This is a genomic window from Phycisphaeraceae bacterium (genome assembly GCA_020851465.1).
Lineage (GTDB): Bacteria > Planctomycetota > Phycisphaerae > Phycisphaerales > Phycisphaeraceae > JADZCR01.
Window position 1 is genome coordinate 81685 of the sequence record JADZCR010000001.1, and the last position, 19198, is coordinate 100882.

Below are 19198 nucleotides of genomic sequence, written 5' to 3' on the forward strand. Positions count from 1 at the left end.
ATGCAGCCTCCTCGCCCCCGCTACACAAGAAGAAAACCATGCTTGAACGAGTCCTTCAATATTCCATCCGGCATCGCTGGTTGATCGTTCTCCTGACGCTGGCGGCATCCGCCGTCGGCGTGTATTCGCTTCAACGGCTGCCCATCGACGCGGTGCCGGACATCACCAACAATCAGGTGCAGATCAACACCGAGTTTCTTTCGCTGTCACCTCACGAGATCGAAAAACAGGTGACGTTTCCCATCGAGACGGCCCTGGCGGGGATTCCCGGACTGGAATACACACGGTCGCTCTCCCGTAACGGCTTTTCGCAGGTCACGGCGGTCTTTGAAGACTCCGTGGATATCTACTTCATCCGCCAGCAGGTCAGTGAAAGGATCAGCGAAGCGCGTGAGGGGCTTCCGCCCGGTGCCGAGCCGATCATGGGGCCGGTCACGACCGGCCTGGGTGAGGTGTACATGTACACCGTCGAGTTTGAGCATCCCGACGGCCGGGACGCGGCGATCGCTGACGGTCAACCCGGCTGGCAGAGCGACGGAACCTATCTCACACCCGAAGGGCAGCGGCTGACCAGCGAGCTGGAACGCGCGTCCTATCTCCGCACGGTGCAGGACTGGATCATCCGTCCGCAACTGCGCAACGTGAAAGACGTGGCGGGCGTGGACTCCATCGGCGGCTATGAAAAACAGTTCCACGTCCAGCCCGACCCGATGAAGCTCGTCAGCTACGGGTTGACCTTCACCGATGTGATCGACGCGCTGGAAAAGAACAACGCCAGCACCGGTGCCGGATACATCGAACACAAAGGCGAGGCGTACAACGTCCGCGCCAGCGGCCGGATCACGACTTCGGAAGAAATCGAGACCATCGTGCTCGGCTCGCACCACGGCACGCCGATCTACGTGCGTGATGTCGCAGTCGTCGGCCTGGGCGCAGAGCTGCGCACAGGTTCCGCCAGCGAGGATGGTCAGGAGGTGGTCGTCGGCACAGCCATGATGCTCATCGGCGCCAACAGCCGCACCGTCGCCGCCGCCGTCGATGCGAAAATGGCGGACATCAATCGCGGTCTGCCTCCCGACATCCGCGCCAAGACCGTTCTGAACCGGACCACGCTGGTTAACGCAACGATTGAAACGGTCGCAAAAAATCTCGCTGAGGGCGCGATCCTCGTGATCGTCATCCTCTTTCTCATGCTCGGAAACATCCGAGCAGCTCTGATCACCGCGCTGGCGATCCCGTTGTCAATGCTTCTGACCGCCACCGGCATGGTCAGCGCCGGCATCAGCGGAAATCTCATGAGTCTGGGAGCAATCGACTTCGGCATCATCGTGGACGGGTCCGTCATCATCGTTGAAAACTGCCTGCGGGTGCTCGCGGAGCGGCAGCATCATCTGGGCCGCAGGCTCACGCTCGCTGAGCGGCTCGAAGCGGTTTTCGATGCCAGCAAACAGGTACGATCCGCGACCGCTTTCGGTGAGGCGATCATCATCACGGTGTATCTGCCGATCCTCGCGCTGACCGGTACGGAGGGGAAAATGTTCCGGCCGATGGCGGCGACGGTGATCTTCGCCCTCGTCGGCGCGTTTGTGCTTTCTTTGACCTTCATCCCCGCGATGGTCGCCTTGTGCATCCGGGGCAGAGTCAAGGAAAAGGAAATTTTCCTCGTCCGCTGGGCCAAGGCCGCCTACGCACCGATCGTCCGCCAGGCGGTACGGCTGCGCTGGATCGTCGTCCCCGCCGCCATTGTCGTCTTCGCCCTTTCGCTGCTCCTCTTTACACGGCTCGGCCAGGAGTTCGTGCCCACACTCGATGAAAAAAATATCGCCATGCACGCGATGCGCATTCCCAGCACCGGCATCACGATGTCCAGTCAGATGCAGTTCGAGGTCGAGCGCACCATCCGGGAGAAGTTTCCCGAAGTGCAGTACGTCTTTTCCAAGACCGGCACAGCAGAGATGGCATCGGACCCGATGCCGCCCAATGTCAGCGACACCTTCATCATGCTCAAGCCTGAAAACCAGTGGCGCAGCGAGGCTGAGCTGGACCGCCTGATCGAGCAGCAGCGACACGAGCTGAGCGGGCTGGGCGGCTCTGATGCGGGACATGAAGATGAACACGATCACGGAGCCAACGGTACTGACGGGCACGGGCATGGACCGCCTCCTGCAGGACACAAGGGCAAGCTTCTCGCGTTGCTCCAGATCGAGCTGCAAGCCGTGCCGGGTAACAACTACGAGTTCACGCAGCCGATCCAGATGCGGTTCAACGAGTTGATCGCCGGAGTGCGCGGCGATGTAGCGGTGAAGGTTTACGGCGACGAGTTCGAGGACATGCTGCCCGCGGCACAGGCGATCGCCCGCGTGCTCCAGGAAACTCCCGGAGCCGAGGGCGTCAAGGTCGAGCAGACCGAAGGGCTGCCCATCATGAATGTCACGGTGGATCGTAATGCCATCGCACGCTACGGCCTGAACATCGCCGACGTGCAGGAGGTGATCGCCATCGCCATTGGCGGGCGTGAATCGGGACTCGTTTATGAGGGCGATCGCCGCTTTGACCTGATGGTGCGTCTGCCTGAGGAGGTTCGCAGCGACATTCCCTCGCTGGCGAATCTTCCCATTCCGCTGCCGCGGCGTGACGATGACGAGCCGGTCGATTTTCAACCGGTACTGACCGGCCGCGCGTTTGCTCCGCCGCCGATGCCCGCCTTCATCCCGCTGGGCACGATCGCAAAGATCGAAGTCGCCGAAGGCCCCAACCAGATCAGCCGCGAGAACGGCAAGCGGCGCGTCGTGGTCCAGTGCAACGTCCGGGGACGCGACATCGGTTCCTTCGTCACCGAAGCGCAGGATCGCATCGCGCGCGAAGTATCGCTCAAAGCGGGCACCTGGCTCGACTGGGGCGGACAATTTGAAAACCTCGTCGCGGCGCGTCAGCGGTTGATGATCGTCGTCCCGCTCTGCTTCTTCCTGATCTTCCTGCTGCTTTTCGGCACGTTCAACAGCGTCAAGTATGCGCTGATGGTTTTCACAGGTGTGCCGCTGGCACTGACCGGAGGCATCGTGGCACTCTGGCTGCGCGGCATGCCGTTTTCCATTTCCGCGGCTGTCGGTTTCATCGCGCTGTCGGGGGTGGCGGTGCTCAACGGCCTGGTAATGGTCACTTTCATCAACCAGCTCCGCATGGAAGGCGAGACGCTCGACGAAGCGATCGTGCGCGGCTCGCTGACACGACTGCGACCCGTGCTCATGACGGCACTGGTGGCGGCATTCGGCTTTGTCCCCATGGCCTTGGCGCGAGGTACCGGCGCGGAGGTGCAAAAGCCGCTGGCGACCGTCGTCATCGGCGGCATCATCTCCTCGACCATCCTGACCCTGGTGGTGTTGCCGGCCCTTTATCGTCTGTGGAACCTCGCGGAAAACCCCCGACCTGCCGCCCCCGCTCCCACAGGCGAAGCCTCGACCCATTGACACGGATTTCCGCATCATCACGAGTGTGCGCAGGCCGGTGCGCCCCTGCTCTCGACAGGCAAGCAATGACATGAAAATTGCCGCTCGACAAGTTTCTGCTTATTCGGACGGGTTCTTAAAGCAAGATACGATCACCCGGCTTGATCGCAGCGGGCAGTTTCTCCGCAGGCAGGTCTGCTGATTCGATAGCTGTGAGCTGGCTGATCTCGATAACTGCATCGACGGTTCCGTCACGACGCGCAACTTTCACGCCGCGCGATTCGAGCCATCGCGCCGCCCGTTCCGTCTGCCCCAGCTTGCTCGTGTGCGGGCTGTCCACGCTCTGATGGATCGGGGCAGCGTCGGCGTTTTTGATCGGGGCGAACTCATCAATGCGATCAGTCTCGAAAATGATCGAGCGCGTCGTCATCGGCAGCGCATCAAATACAAACGTCTCCAGCTTGACCGCGTTATTACTGCCGGGAGTCACGCTGCGGCGCGTCTCCAAATCAATGTAGGGAACCTTCTTGTCCGCGCGGTGGAATGGCAGGGAAAACCCTTGCGCACTCTGATTGAGTGACGCCACGAAATCCACGCGGATCACATGAATGGCGATAGAGCCGGCGCGGAAGCGCAACTCGCCGTTGGCGAGAGTCTCACGGGCAAGTGTCTCAGGCAGATCAGAGTATTCGATAACGGTCATCCTGCCGTCAACGAGGCAGAAATTCCCCAGTTTTTCCAGCGGTTCCCGCTTGGGCAGCATCTTGGAAGACATCTCGCATCCATCCAGCGCGTGCAGGCCGAGGAACTGCGGGTCAATGACCTTGACGATCGGGTTATCCACCTGCGTGTAGCTGATCTGTTCGATGCCGCGTCTGCGCATGTCGGCGATGGCGCCGCTGGTGCACAGAGCCTTGAGCGATCCGCCGTGACCATTGGGGGACAGAGCCAGGCTCGATTCAGACTCAAGCAGCGCCCAGCCCGTCGCGGCGTCGATCGCCGGCATCATCGCCTGCGGAAACATCATCACGTTGCGCGGGTTGAGACCGAAATATCGGTGCTTCTCAAAAAATGCGCGGGTGTCGGCATCGTTGATCGGGCTGGTCATGATGTACCAGGGAATGCCGCCCGCTGCGTGATATTTCAATTCCGTCTTGCGGATGTATTCCGCCATCGACTCAAAGAGTGAGATGCTGCGGATCGCCGTCGCGGGAAACGAACCCTTTGGCCCGTCCCAGCCGAGCCGCGTGCCCTGTCCGCCCGCCACGGTGAATGCCGCGACACGACCACGGCGGATGAGGTCTTCGCCCAGCTTCCGCGCTTCGATGTATCTGTCCTTGAGGTCCGCAGGCGGAGTGTTCGGATACCACGGCGCGGGCTTGACGTTTTCGGGCAGCTTGAAGGTCGGCTTCTGCCGCACATGCGACTCGACCAGCCGCTTGACCTCCGGCCAGTCGATGCCCTCAATCTGTGCAAGCAATTCGTGACGCTGCGCGTCATTGAGATCGTCATAAAACCGAAGGACGTGCGCCTGACCCGCGGTTTCGAGCACCTTAACGGCGGCGGTGTGACGTGATGCCAAGTTCGTGGTCGTCATGCTCTGAATCTTAAAGGAATTTCTCTCACGATTGGGGGCTTCACTTCTGGGACACAATCCAGCCTGCCCCTGCTCTCCGACGCTGCCAGATCATTCGGCTCCGGGAATACAAAAAGGTGTCTTGATCGGGTGTCTCAAGAGTTATCATCGACATATGGCTGCCAACACTTCTCCGACCGATGACCGAATCACGCTCCACCTCGTGGGACACGCACACATCGACCCTGTCTGGCTCTGGCGGTGGCACGAAGGGTTCTCGGAGACACACGCGACCTTTCGCTCCGCGCTGGATCGGATGAAGGAGTTTCCTGAGTTCATCTTTACCGCGTCGGCTGCGGCGCACTATGAATGGATCGAAATAAATGATCCCGCCATGTTCCGCCAGATCAAGCAGCGGGTGAAGGAAGGCCGCTGGGTGCCCGCAGGGGGATGGTGGGTCGAGTCTGATCTTAATCTCGTCAACGGAGAATCCCTGATCCGTCAGGCACTGGCGGGCAAACGATATTTTCGGGAAAAGCTCGGCTTTGACTGTCGCGTGGGATTTTCACCCGACTCATTCGGCCACAGCGCACACCTGCCCAAAATCCTCGCCGGCTGCGGATTCGAGGGCTATCTCTACATGCGCCCTAACGACACGGAAAACCCGCGCGTACCCATGCCCGTTTACCGCTGGTACGCTCCCGACGGGTCCATGGTGATCGCCTTTCGACTCGTCTGGTCCTACAACGCTCATTCGGTGCAGGGACTGGAAACCAAACACAGCCGCATCCCTCAGATCGTGGCTGGCACTCCGTTCGCGCGCGATATGTTCTGCTTTTACGGTGTCGGTAATCACGGCGGCGGGCCAACCATCGAATTGCTCAAAGCCATCACAGCCTGGCGGAAAGATCCGTCACGGCACCGGCTGGTGTTCAACTCCATGGAAGGATTTCTGAAGGTCGCCCGTCCCAAACTCGCCGCGATGCCCGAATGGCGCGACGAGATGCAGCCGCACGCGCTGGGCTGTCTGACTGCCGAGGCTCGTGTGAAGGCGACCAACCGCCGCACAGAGGAAGCCCTGCTCTCCGCCGAGATCTGGTCGAGTGTCGCGGAGATGGTCACGAAGCGCGTGCCGCGACGACAGCCGATGGACCGGGCGTGGAAGGACCTGCTTTTCAATCAGTTCCATGACATCCTGCCCGGTTCATCTGTTCGTCAGGCTTACGCCGATGCACGCGATCAGGTCGGCGGAGCGGCACACGTCGCGGCGACGCAGGCGGTCGAATCCATCGCGTCCATCGCCTGGAATGTGGACACACGGGGAGAGGATGCACCGCTGCTGATTTTCAACCCGCACCCTTTCGCCTTCGAGGGTGTGATCGAGACGGAAGATATCGGCTTCGGACTGGCTGCGGGAGAAACGCTTGCGCTGGTGGACGCCAAGGGCAGGCCGACGCCTCATCAGCTCGTCGCTCCGCACACGCTCTGCCAACGGGTCAGGGTGGCTGCGAAAGTTTCCCTGCCGGCGATGGGTTACACCTTCCTGCGTCAGCGTAAAGTCGCGGCTGGCTCCGACAAGGCGCGATCATCGAGTACGCGCAGCACGATCGTCACGACACAGAATCAATCGTTGAAAAACGATGCTCTGGAAGTTTCACTCAATCGTGAGGGGTATCTCTCCCTGCGCGATTTGCGCAGCGACACAGAAGTATTCACTAACAGCGGCGGATGCGTGCCGCTGCTGATCGAAGATCACAGCGACACTTGGAGTCACCGCATCACGCGGTTCGACAAAGTGGCAGGCCGATTTGAAATGGTCGATTCGGCGGTACTCGAAGCCGGCCCGGTGCGGGGTCGGTTGCGAGTCAATTACAAGTACGGCAACTCCGCGCTGCGGCTCGACTACACGCTCGGAGCCGGTGAACCGTTCGTCGGCATCGAGGCTTGGATCGATTGGCGCGAGCAATGGAAAATGCTCAAGCTCGCGCTGCCCACGGGACTCGATGCCATCGACACCACCGCGGAGGTTCCCTACGGCACCGCCCGCCGATTGGCAGATGGGGTTGAGTGGCCGATGTCACAGTGGGTGGACATCGCCTCACCCAAAGGAACTCGGGGGCTGGCTGTCGCCAACGACTCGAAGCATGGCTACTCCGCGCAGGCCGGTGAATTGCGACTCTCCCTGCTGCGCAGTCCGCCCCATGCTTACGATGAAAACACGCCGATAGATTTTTCCAATCCTCATCTTGAATGGATGGATCAGGGGGTTCACGAGTTCCGGCTCGCCCTGATCCCGCACACAGGCGATTGGCGCGACGCAGGAGTGATCGAGATCGCACGGCAGCTCAATCGGCCGCCCATCTGTCTGGCGGAGACTTTTCACGGCGGCAGGCTGCCCGCTCGCGCGGGATTCATCGAATGCCAAGGTGCTGGCGTGTATGTCGGAGCGTTCAAGCCGGCGGAAAAAGGCAAGGGCTGGATCGTGCGCGCCAACGAGTGGTTCGGACGGCGCACCCGCGCGAGTTTCACCTTACCTGCGCTGGGACGTACCTGGCAGGCGACGTTTGGTCCGCACCAGCTCAAAACTTTTTTCGTACCCGCGCGAAAATCCGCTGCGGTGCGCGAGGTCAATCACCTGGAGGAACCGCTGTAACTCCCCTGCGATGTGCGGACGGCGGTGCAACCAACACGATCAGACGACGCGACCGATCGCTTGCCGGATAGAGCGAGACGAATCCGTCTCAGACTTTCTCCCACCGGTTTTGATTCCGGGCGGATCGCATCACGGCTTCTTCGAGCAGGATCATGTCGAGGCCGGCCTGTGCGGGAATCGGAGCCGGCTTCCGCGCGACCATCGCACGGGCGAAGTCGCTGGCGGCGGCGATGCCGTTGTTTTCCAGGCCGATCGCATCAGCGATCTGCGACGGACGCCAGATCGTAGACTCGCGCCCGCCGCGCCAGACACGCAGCTCGCCGGTCAGGTCATCAAGCTCGGCGCGGCCGGTGCTGCCCTGCACCATCAGCGTCGCGCCCGGCTCCTCGATGCTCGTGTAGTCGGTGGACGCAGCCATGAGGATCGCGCCGCCTTTGCACTCGACCGTATAGACCTTCTTCGTGTAAGCGGCGTAGCTGAAGGTAGGAAACTGCAAGCTCGGCGGAGATTTGTGCGGCAGCTTTGCCAGCGGCTTGTCATCGAAAAACCCGCTGGTGCGCAACGGCTGGCCAAGCAGACCGAGCGTGTAGTCGGTCATGTGATGGATGCACCAGGTGAACGCCCGAAGCTGGGCAAAAAGGATTTGACCCAGCACACCTTCACGGACCAATTCCGTCAGCCGTCGGCAGGACGGGCTGTAACGGTAGTTGTATCCCACACCCAACTGCTTTTTCGCACGGGCGGCTGCTTTCATCATGCGTCGCGCCGCGGCGGGACTGTCCGCCAATACTTTTTCACAATAGACGTGCGCGCCGGATTCCAGAGCCTGCACCGTGAACGCTTCGTGACCCGCCTCCTGCACCGCGACACCCACCAGGTCAGGTTTGATCTCACGCAGAGCCTGTGCGTAATCCAGATAGAGCGGCGCGTTGAGCTGCTTAGCCAGCTCACGGGCGGCCGGCTTGTCCGTGCGCACCCAGATGCCGGCGACTTCGACGCCCTCCGTGCGGGAAAAACCATAGGCGTGAACGCGGCCCCAGCCCGCACCGGCGACGAGGGCGCGAAGTTTAGTCGTGGACTTGGACATAAAAATTTCTCCGCTGTTGCGTAGTGTGAGTAATCGTAGCCGCGAACCGCTGCGGCCAATCAATCCATCCATCAATCACGCATTTTCAGAATCACCTTGCCCGACTCGCCCTTGATAAAGGCGTCGATGCCTTCCTGCGCCTGCGCCAGCGGAATCACATGCGTGATCAGCTTGCGATAAGGAAGTCCTTTGCGGTGAAGATCGAGCATGAACGGCCAATCTTCACTCGTGTAATACCACGATCCCATCATCGTCGCTTCACGACGGAGGAAGCTCTTGGAGAAATTGAGCTGCGCCATCTCAAGCTCGGCGACTTGGAACACCGTGCCATGACGGCGGACCAGCTCAAAGCAGAGCTGGAGCGACTCCTGACGCGCCACCGCCAGGATCACGATGTCCGCACCCAGTCCATCCGTCCAGTCCATTACCTGCTGCGTAAAGTCGGGCTTGCTGGCGTCGAATGACTTTTCCGCTCCCATGTCCTTGACGAGTTTGTTGCGATAGGGAGAGACATCCGCGCCGGCTACATGCGCACCGCGGAAGGACTGCACCAGAGCGCAGCTCAGACCCACCGGCCCAAGACCGACGACAAGCACTTTCTTACCTCGTGTATCGCCGAGTCGTCGCGCTGCGCGGGCGGGTACACCCAGACCGTCACCGCTGAGGATGGCGGCTTCGGGCCAGTTCACATCGTCAGGCAGCATCTGGATGCCGCCGAGTCCGAGCTTGAAAAGTTCGCTGTGGCCGTTCGCGGTGTAGTACACACGATCCGGGCATGCGGTCTCATCACCAGCCGCGCACCAGCGGCACTTGCCGCAACCCTGCACCACTCGTGCGCCGACGCGCATGCCGGGCTTGTATGGTGAGCCTTTCGGCGCCCACTCGATCACCCCCGCCACTTCATGGCCGGCGTTGACTACTTCGCCTTTCATCCCTTCAGGACTTTTGAGCGAGTGAAGTTCGCTGCCGCAGACCGCTGAGGCGTGAACGCGGACGATCACCGATTTTTCATCCGGCTGCGGATCAGGAATCGGTGCGACTCGTACTTTACCCAGGCCATCACAACACAATGCGAGCATCATTCGTCTCCTGTCTGTATTCCGATCTCCATCTAGAGTAGCGAAACTATCGCAACCGGCACGCGATGTCGTTTCGACTTGAGACCAGCCTTGATGAGCCAGCCCCGCGCGGGGCATTTCCAGTCGAGCTGGCTAAATGCGTGCGACACATCTTCGATAGCCTAAAAATACCCGCCTTCTCAACTTTTTGATCCGTCAAACTTTAAGACACGGATCGTGGTATTCGCTGTTGAGGGGACGGTCGCAAGCTCATGAAAACGAAACACGTCTGATACAATTTTTGGTTGCCGTCGGAGTTTGTGCGGGCATTTCAGTGCGGCAGTGACCGACGGCTGTGCAGGGCTGGGTGTGCCGCTACGAGTAAGGACATTCCGTGGAATCCGGGGGAGCAAATCATCGGGGCGATCTCCGTGCGGACAATGCCATGTCCGAAATCGACCTCATCGGCGCGGCACCCGCGTTTGAAGGAGCGCGGCGGGCGGCAATACGAATTGCGCGGCGACGCTCCACGGTGATGATCCACGGCGAGACCGGCAGCGGGAAAGAAATGCTCGCGCGCTTCATTCACCTCCGCTCGAATCGCGCTGCCCGATCTTTCATCCCCGTTGACTGCACCGCCATCACGGAGAGCCTTTTTGAAAGTGAGATGTTCGGCCACGTGCGCGGCGCGTTCACCGGTGCGATCAGGAGCACACTCGGATTTATCCGGGCCGCCGACGGAGGAACGCTCTTTCTCGATGAGGTCGGAGAGCTGACGCAGCATCAGCAGGCCAAACTGCTGCGCGTGCTTCAGGAGCGACGTGTGGTGCCCGTCGGCGAAACACGCGGCTATCCCGTGGATGTGCGAGTTATTTCCGCAACTCACCGAAACCTGCGGGAAATGGTGGATTCCGGGGCGTTTCGTCAGGATCTGTTCTTCCGACTCAATGTTGTGGCTTTGCAGCTTCCGCCTCTGCGTCACCGGCGGGAGGACATCATCGCGTTGGCGCAACACTTCCTGAAATGTCAGGCTCAGGTGTATGCAGAAACAATCAAGACGCTCTCGCGTGAAGCAACCCGCGCACTGGAAGACTACGCTTGGCCCGGCAACGTGCGCGAGATGGCTAACGTCATGGAACAGGCGCACGTACTTTCGCTGGGCGATCAGATCACGCTCAATGATCTGCCGCCGGAAATCCGGTTGCCTTCTCTGGTGAACACGACCCGGCCAGCCGCGCACGAGTTACGTCTGGAAAAACTGGAGCGTGCTGCGATAGCTGAGGCCTTGCAGCGCACGCGCTTCAACAAGACTGCTGCGTCCCGTCTGCTTGGTATCAATATTCAGCGCCTCACCCGTCGCATGACCCGCCTGGGCCTCTCCGCTGAACTGGTTGCGGGAAAACAGCCGCACGACAAAAACTGATCCGCTGCTGCTGACGCTGCTTTCTCGAAACGGTGCGGAATCGCGCGCCGATTTTTCGCTCTTCTTGCGGCCTGATTTGTGGCTGACGATCTAAACGGGTTATTTCAATGCAGCCATAATCAAAACAACCTGTCTCACTGAATCATTGATGGCAACTCCCTTTACGAGCTGACTCTCGCAGCAGACAGCTTGTTTTAAGCTGCACGAACGATCCCGGACAGCAGTCGTCAACGGCCCACATTTCCCGTTATTTGCTTTCACGAAGCGACTTAGGACTACGACGCAACCTGTGGCGCGCCGTTCGTATTCAGATCGTCGTCTCATCACGGAGGCGACGTCATGCTGCACGAGGAACACTCAGATCGTCCCACCCTGCTGCTCGCAGGCATTGATCCGATCGCCAGCCCGACTCCTGACGCATTTATCTGTTCGACAGCTCACGATGCGGGCGAGGTCTTGCACTATCTCCGCGCAAGGCGGACTGATCTCCTGTTGTTGGGATTGTCGCTGCGCGGGACTTCGTTTGCGGTCTTGATGCGGCGGGCACGACTTGTCCATCCGCAGCAGCGCTGGGCACTGGTCGCGCCGGTGATCGATGCTGACATCGAGATCGAAGCGCGTGCCCTGGGTGCGATGACGATTTTTGACGGCCCGCCCAGTCCGACTCAACTGCGCGAGGTGTTGGACAAGATTCGATCTTCCCCGGCGGGACAGCTTCCGACTTCCTCCGTTCGCATCCGTTATCCCCGGCCGCCCGGCAAACGATGGGCTTCCACGTTCCCGCGCTCACCCGGTGACTAGCGAGGAACCGTCACGGCAATCGACGCGGCTTCTCTCATCAACACATGCCTTGAGGATCAATCGTGTCTTGTCTCTCCCGCGCACTTTGATGCGCCCCAACCCCTGCCGACATCGTCGGCACCAATCGAAGGAGAAATGTCATGGATCGCAGCAGAAAAAATTGGTTGACCACGTGTGCTTTTATCGTTGTCGCAAGTACGCCTCTCGCGGTGACACAGGCTGACCCCTTACCGGGGCAGGTGCTGAAATTCCAGCAACTGCCGCTGGATGGAACCGTCATCACCGACACGACGGGGACCAGCGGTACATACCACGGCCATGACGAATACAGCACCGCCTATTTGAATGCGGCCAGCCAGACGTACATCGGCGGCTACATGGCGGATGATTTCGCGGACCTGGCCAGTACGCCTGTGGTTCACATCAAATGGTGGGGTTCTTATCTCGTGCCGCCGACCGCCCATGTGCAGAAGTTTTTGATTGCGTTTGAGAGCGATGTTCCTGCGGTTCCTCCTCAGGGCGGCGTACCGGGCACGCCGAGTCACCCGGACATCAGTGTCCAGCCGTTGCTGTCGCAGATCGTCACGTTCGGTGCGCTCGCGCCGGGTTCGGGTACGTTTACGGAAACGCTCCAGACGGCTGTACCCGGCGGTGAAGATCTGTACCGATACAACGCAGAACTGGCGGTCCCCTTCAACGAACAGTCAGACACCGTCTATTGGTTGAAGATCGTGGCGCTGGATGACAGCGGCGTTGTGCCCGGGTTGTTCACATGGGGATGGCACAACCGCGACTACACGCAATTTGACGCCTTGGCGAGCAACGCTGTGCCGTTCCCAGGCGGCGAATACGATCAGTCCACGGGCGGGCCGGTCGTCCCCATCTGGCATTATCAGGATGACTCGGTGCGAGGCGACATCGTCATCACGCCGTCCATCGTGCCCGGACAGTACATCATCAACCAGAACAACTACTACCCGACATCTTATCTGGATGGTCTGGACGGCCCGACCGGTATCGGTGCGTATTCAGAGGATCTGGCATTTGAGCTTTACACCGTGCCGATTCCTGAGCCGGCATCGCTGATGCTGCTGGTGTCCGCGGGGCTGCTCATGCTTAATCGACGTGATCGAGTCCGGTAATTTTTTCTGCTCCCTTTTCGTCGGGGCTGGCGACGGCCAGCCCCGACGATTTTTTCATGGTGCGCCGGCTGCGCCTACTGCTGTTCTCACGCGCATCTCGAGTCACATGGTTCTTGTCTGGGCGTTTCGCAGTGTTTTATCCCGTGAGTTTTCTCGACCTCAACATGATAATTTTTTGAGGCAGGCGGGTGGAAAAACTAACGGAGCGATGCTAAAATGGGGGTCTGCACAAATGCTCGTGAAGACGCGAACCACAGCCCCCGTTTCTGCGTCTGAAGTCATGTGTTCTGCTCGTCCCGCCTACTCCTCCGAGAGCTTTGCGTGCCCCCGATTTTTGAACTCAACACCGTGGTGAAAATGATGAAGCGTTGTGCTCTGATGCTGATGCTTGCGTTATTGTGGGGCGGCGCGAACGCCGTCGCCGACCCGTCGCTGAAGGTTGCTCCCGCTGCGGACGGCCTGAGCACGACGGTGAGCGTCACGCCGCAACAGACGCCGTTCGGATTTCTCGAATTGGTTGAAGCCGGTACCGGGCGGGTGGTTTACACCTTGAATGCCGGCCGCTTTCCTCCCGGCCAGACGTACACGGTTTCCAAAAATATCGCCGTCGCACCGGGTCGATACAAGCTGCGCTACCGCGAGGGGCTTGATCTGAAACTTCTCGGCGAGCTTAAGCGTCCGGAAGCCTCCATCCCCAACTGGATCAATCCGACACGCATCGTTCAGCGCGGACAAAACCTCTACATTCTCGATTCCGGTCTTGACGTGGTGGAGACTCGACCGGATCACCTCAACGAGCTGACATGGAATCCCGTCACCGGCGAGCCGTTCGCGGCGAAGTTCGTCGAGATCAAAGACGACGTGGTGAGTCTGACTAAGAAGGACGGCACGAATGTGGCGCCGAAGCTGACCGACCTCAAACCCGCGGATCAGGAAATCGCCAAGCGGCTGGAGAAGGAGCGACAGGAGCTGATTGCCGAACGCGCCACCAAACAATCCGCCATTTTCAAGATGGATACCAGGGGCGTACTCGATCCGGGGTTTGGTATCGGCGGCAAGCTCTCGCTTGAGGGTTACTACGGCATCCGAGGTTTCGACATCGATCCCGCCAGCGGCGCGCTTTATCTGCCCGGCGGACACCAGATCACTGTTTACGACGGCACGGGCAGGCCGACGCGGCAAATCATCGGCGGATGGGATAACGATCCGCATGGACCTAAATGCACGCCGTGGACAAACACTGTCGTCGTCGGGCCGGGGAACCGTCTCTACATTCCCAACGTCTATCAAAACATCAAAGTTTACGACCGTACAAAGAAAGGCTTTGACGGAATTCTCTACCACCTGGCTTCCATCCCCGGCGGCATCATGCTCGAAAGCGCTGCTTCGGCGGACGGGGTTAACGCGCTCTACGTGACCTCGCGGCCGGGTGTCATTCAGAAATACATCGACGACGGAAAGTCGCTGAAGGTTTCCTACCGCAGCTCCGAGGCTGACGGACTCGCCCAGCCGACCGGATCATCGGCCTCCGCGGGACTCATCTGGGTGGCGTCACACGGCCCCGGACCCGGTCCCTATTGGGACAGCGGCGGCGGCGGAGAGGTCGTCCTGTATTACGATGACGGCCAGAAACTTCAGCTCGTCAGCCGTTTCGGCACGCCGGGCACCGCGGGCGATCGGCTGGAGTTTATGAATCCTTCCAGTGCCTCCATGACCGACGACCACCTGCAACTCTGGGTGGCGGAGGATGGTCTGGCCAATAAGGAAGGACCGCGAGGCAACGCCCGAATCCGCCTCTTTCAACAGGTTTCCACACACACCGAAGAGGTGCTGGTGGATGTGAAGTAAGGAGTTTGTAGGGATGGCTGGCAGCAGTCAGCTGGCTGTTTCCCTGGGGAAAACAATACCGGAAGCATCGGGGCTGCCAAACCTGACGTTCGCCCCGTTTCCGGCTGCATGAGTACGAAAAACCCGTTTGTGCCGCGATGGGATTAGCCCGCCCTCAACGGGTGGTGTACCCCAGCAGTGATCGCTGCCGCAGTCACGCGCTGGTACAGGCGGGCACTCAACGTTGATTACCGGCATTCACCGGATGGATCGGTCTGGAGAAGGGAACTTTATTGCATGGCCCAGATCAACCGTACCACTGAAACCTCGACCTCCCGGCAGGCCGGCAAGCCGGAAGCCGCGGCTGCGAGCGGCACGCCGGACAGAACCCCCGCCACGGCACAGATGGTCGATCGCATCCGCACCATGGTTTCGCGGAGCGCAGCCCGGTGGAAGCGACTGATCATTCTCGAAGCACTGGCGATCGTCATCGCGGCACCGTTGACCTATCTCTGGCTGGTTTTCATCATCGACAATCTTTTCCATCTGCCCGTCTGGGGTCGCGTTCTGGCGAGCCTCGGCTTTTTCGCTGCGGTCGTGTGGCTCGTCGTCAGTCTTGTGCGTCGCTGGCGGCAACTCCACTTCACCGAGGATCAGGTGGCACTGGCGATGGAGCGGCAGTCGGGCGGCATCCAGAATCGCCTCATCAATGCCATCCAGATCTCACGCGATTCGCATGGCGAAAACCAATTCGACGAAGCGGTCGTCCAGGAAAACTACGAGAACCTCCAGAAAATCGAGCTACATCAGGCGGCACAGATCAAACCGGCGATGATCCGGCTGGCGGTCGCCGGTCTGGTGATCCTCTTTGGTGTGGGCTTCTGGGTCGTGTACCGCGAAAACTTCAAGAATGCCGCGACCCGCATCATGCTGCCCTTCGCTGCCGTCGATCCGCTCTATGACACGGTGCTGTCGGGCTTCGGCGATGTTGAGGGCGGCGGCGATGTCACCATCACCATCAACATCAAGGGACAGATCCCCCCGTCTCTCTCCGTACTCCGCAGCGTCGATGGTCAGCGCACCAGCGAGCGCGTCGTGTTGCCGAAAACCGCCCGGAGCGTTTTTTACACCTTCAAAAACGTGGATCGCACGACTCGCTACGCGGTCAGCGGCGGAGACTTCACCTCCCCCTATTTCAATATCAACGTCCCCACACCCTCGTCACTCTCGCTGGTCAAAGCAACCTTCCATTACCCCGAATACACCAGGCTGCCCCCCAAGTCCGTCGAGTCGGCGGGCGGCGACATGGAGGCATTGCTGGGAACCAAAGCGCAGGTGACCTTTGTCTTTGATCGTGCTCCCGATGAAGCGGTGATGCTGCTGAACATCGCGCTTCCCGCCAATCAACCAACCGCGACCGCTGCGCCTAAAGCGGGTGCCGGCAAAACAGCATCGGGTGCCGGCGGCCCGCCGAAGCCTGATCCTTCGCAGCGGATCGTGATGCTCAAGAAGGTTTCGCCGACGGAGTATTCGACGGAAATTGCTTTCGTGGATGTGCTGGGTTACCAGCTCAAGACACAGCAAGGCGACCGGGCGCCGCACCTGACCAGCCGCTATGCGTTGCGTGTCCGGTCGGACGCGGACCCGACGCTTGATCTGACCGGTCTGAAAAAACAGGCTGAGGTGAATGTCGATGCGATCCTGCCGGTCAAGGCGATCGCCAGCGACGATTTCGGGCTTAACAAGGTCGGCCTGTTCGCCCGGAAAGTGCTGATCAGCTCCGCCGCTGCTGAGACCGTCCTCAACTCCCCCGGTATTGCTCCCGAATCATCCCCCGGAACCGCCGCTCCCGGCTCCGCGGCTGCCGCATCGGCGAATGACGGCGGATGGTCTCCTGTCACGGTCTGGGATGCCAACAATGCGCCTGAGTTCCGCAAGGATCACGAGCTTTCCGTGGCGGCTCTGGGCGCGGTCGAAGGCGAAAAATATGAAGTGACCGTGCGCGGCTCGGACTTCGACCCGCTCAAGAAAGGCACGATGATCGACGGCCCGACGTTCACGCTGCTCGTCGGCGGCGAAGGGGTCTCGCTCCAACTGACCTACGAGCAGATCCTCCAGACGGAAGCGGACTTCAAGGTGCTTATCGCAGCGGAACAGAATGCAATGACAGCGGCCAAGGCGTGGATGGCCAAGCTCGAACCGGCATCGGGGCTGCGCTGGGATGACAAGGCGACTCTCGACTCGCTGGCAGCAGCGATGAAGGCGCAGGCGGCTGAGCAGGAAAAAATCCGACTGGCGTCCGGTCGCGTGGCGCGCGACATGGTTCCCCAGGCCGGTTCACTCCGACTGGCGCTGGGCATGCTCGCCGACACGGAGATGCCGCGGGTGATCCGCATCCTCGAAGCGGTACCCGGCCGGGACAACCCACAGGACAAGCGATCCGCACTGGCGGACGCGAAGATGGCGCAGGAGCGGACCGTCCGCAGCTTGCAGGACATGCTCGACGACTACACACGCTTTCGTCAGGACTGGGAGCTGAGCAACATGGTGCCCTTCACCAAAATGCTCGCGGACCGGCAGGCGGGAATGCGTGACGAATCAACGCGCAACGTAACGGGACCGGCACCGGCAGACCCCGCGCCGCGACAGGCATCGGCGCAGCGACGGCAGGCCAAGGTTGTCGCCCTCGTACAGTTGGCACAGACCGCCTTTACGGGGCTGGCCGGCCGCGTCAAGGATGAGCCGATCATCGCCAAGGGTTTCACGGACGCAGCGGCGGCGCTGGCGTCCAGTGACATGCGCAATCCGATGAATGAAGCCGCTGAACTCGTCAAGGCAGGCCGCTGGGCTGAGGCGGCGCAGCGGCAGACGGTCGCGGCTGAAAAACTCGCTGCGGTGAATCAGATCCTCCGCAAAGCGCAACTCGACGCTGCGGCCGCGGCACTGGCGGCTCTGAAAGAAAAAGCCAAGAGCGATGCCCTGGCGCAGGCGGAAATCGAACGGCTCAAGAAAAACGAGATCGGCAACTTCCTTGACGGCTTCGATGAAAAGAAACTCACGCTCTCGGACATTCTGCACATGAAGGAGTCCGCAAAGCGCAAGGCAGAACGCGGTGAGGACGCGAAGCCCGAAATGTACATGCTGCCTGAGGGCTTTACGATGAACACGCCTGACTCAGGCAAGCGGCAGGACTTCAACACGCTCAAGCTCGCGGAAAAACCCACCGGCGAGCCGAGTTTTCCCAACTCGTCCGACCGCAAGGCCACGCACGCCACGCCGCATATTGATGAAAACTTCAAGGATCTGACCGGCCCGCTGCTTGAAGAAGCCGACCTGCTCAAAGAGAAATACGAAACCTACAACATCAACGTCGGTGTGAACATCAACGAGCCGGGCGAGATCGGAAAACAGGGCGGCGACCTCAACTCCACCGCTGCCTCCGCAGCGACCGGTAATCAGAAGCCGCCCACGCAGAACGTCGGCGGTGCGTCGCGTGCCGGTCTTCAGGGCGCGCGGGCTCACGGTGCGGTCGTCGGCAGTGAGGGAAATGATCGCCGCGGACGCGATGAGGCCCAGGAAGGTCAGGAGCGCGCAGCCGACCAGTCCGGCAGCATCAAGATGAAAAAGACCGGAGATGAAGCCAAAGACACTTCGACCGGCTGGGGCGGTAAAAAAGTCGAAGATCAGAACAACACCTGGAGTCTCAAGGACGCAGGCAAGTGGGATGACGACCTGGCGAAGCGCATGGGCAAGGTCGAAGCCACCGCGAAGGTTGTTGAACGTGCCGACGGCAAGATCGACGCCCGTGTCGCCGAGATGCTCCGTGATCTTGAAAGCACGCAGGAGCAGGTGATCGAGCGCGTCAAGGCGATCAAGAAAGAACTCAATAACCTCTACCTGCCCACGGATCGGCTGGATGAAATTGAAAAGGAACTGGCACGAAATCTGGACAGCCTGAAGGAACGACCGACGGAAGACGTCTTCCGTCTCCAGGCACAGACGCTCGACAAACTGCGCAGCCTCGTGCGGGTTCTGGGTGATGCGTCATCGGGTTACGAGCCGAGCGTTCCGCGCGACCAGCAGGTTCGCGGTCGTGTGCTCGACGAGCCGGCGCGCCAGACCATTCCGGGCTATGAGGAGGCGGTCAAGCAATACTACGAGGCGTTATCCACGCAGTGAGACGGC

General features: G+C 60.4%; 10 protein-coding genes. 7 read left to right on the forward strand and 3 right to left on the reverse strand.

What is annotated here, in order from left to right; translation table 11 throughout:
* Window positions 1–38: 38 nt before the first annotated feature.
* Entirely contained in the window at window positions 39–3467 is a 3429-nt protein-coding gene (locus IT444_00355) for a CusA/CzcA family heavy metal efflux RND transporter (protein MCC7191204.1), read from the forward strand.
* A gap of 115 nt (window positions 3468–3582) precedes the next feature.
* Here IT444_00355 and IT444_00360 read toward each other — a convergent pair whose 3' ends face one another.
* The gene (locus tag IT444_00360) at window positions 3583–5043 is read right to left on the reverse strand and encodes a UDPGP type 1 family protein (GenBank protein MCC7191205.1); all 1461 of its coding nucleotides are present in this window, start codon (window positions 5041–5043) and stop codon (window positions 3583–3585) included.
* Window positions 5044–5197: 154 nt separating this feature from the next.
* Between IT444_00360 and IT444_00365 the strand changes: the two genes are divergently transcribed.
* Window positions 5198–7675 (forward strand): alpha-mannosidase, encoded by a 2478-nt coding sequence (locus tag IT444_00365; GenBank protein MCC7191206.1) that lies wholly within the window; start codon window positions 5198–5200, stop codon window positions 7673–7675.
* A gap of 88 nt (window positions 7676–7763) precedes the next feature.
* Here IT444_00365 and IT444_00370 read toward each other — a convergent pair whose 3' ends face one another.
* Both IT444_00370 and IT444_00375 read right to left on the reverse strand, forming a co-directional pair.
* Window positions 7764–8762, reverse strand: a complete 999-nt coding sequence (locus tag IT444_00370; GenBank protein ID MCC7191207.1) for a Gfo/Idh/MocA family oxidoreductase — start codon at window positions 8760–8762, stop codon at window positions 7764–7766.
* A gap of 71 nt (window positions 8763–8833) precedes the next feature.
* A complete protein-coding gene (locus IT444_00375) occupies window positions 8834–9844 on the reverse strand; it encodes a zinc-binding dehydrogenase (GenBank protein ID MCC7191208.1) in 1011 nt (336 codons plus the stop codon).
* Between the two features lie 421 nt (window positions 9845–10265).
* Here IT444_00375 and IT444_00380 point away from each other — a divergent pair, with 421 nt between their 5' ends.
* The 5 genes from IT444_00380 to IT444_00400 all read left to right on the forward strand — a co-directional run bounded on the left by IT444_00380 (window position 10266) and on the right by IT444_00400 (window position 19192).
* On the forward strand, window positions 10266–11243 hold the full coding sequence (locus IT444_00380) for a sigma-54-dependent Fis family transcriptional regulator (GenBank protein MCC7191209.1): 978 nt from the start codon (window positions 10266–10268) through the stop codon (window positions 11241–11243).
* A gap of 339 nt (window positions 11244–11582) precedes the next feature.
* Complete coding sequence (locus IT444_00385; GenBank protein ID MCC7191210.1) at window positions 11583–12044, forward strand: hypothetical protein; 462 nt, start codon at window positions 11583–11585, stop codon at window positions 12042–12044.
* A gap of 140 nt (window positions 12045–12184) precedes the next feature.
* A complete protein-coding gene (locus IT444_00390) occupies window positions 12185–13186 on the forward strand; it encodes a hypothetical protein (GenBank protein MCC7191211.1) in 1002 nt (333 codons plus the stop codon).
* A 321-nt stretch (window positions 13187–13507) separates the two neighbouring features.
* A complete protein-coding gene (locus tag IT444_00395; protein MCC7191212.1) occupies window positions 13508–15034 on the forward strand; it encodes a hypothetical protein in 1527 nt (508 codons plus the stop codon).
* A 276-nt stretch (window positions 15035–15310) separates the two neighbouring features.
* Window positions 15311–19192, forward strand: a complete 3882-nt coding sequence (locus tag IT444_00400; protein ID MCC7191213.1) for a hypothetical protein — start codon at window positions 15311–15313, stop codon at window positions 19190–19192.
* Window positions 19193–19198: the final 6 nt, after the last annotated feature.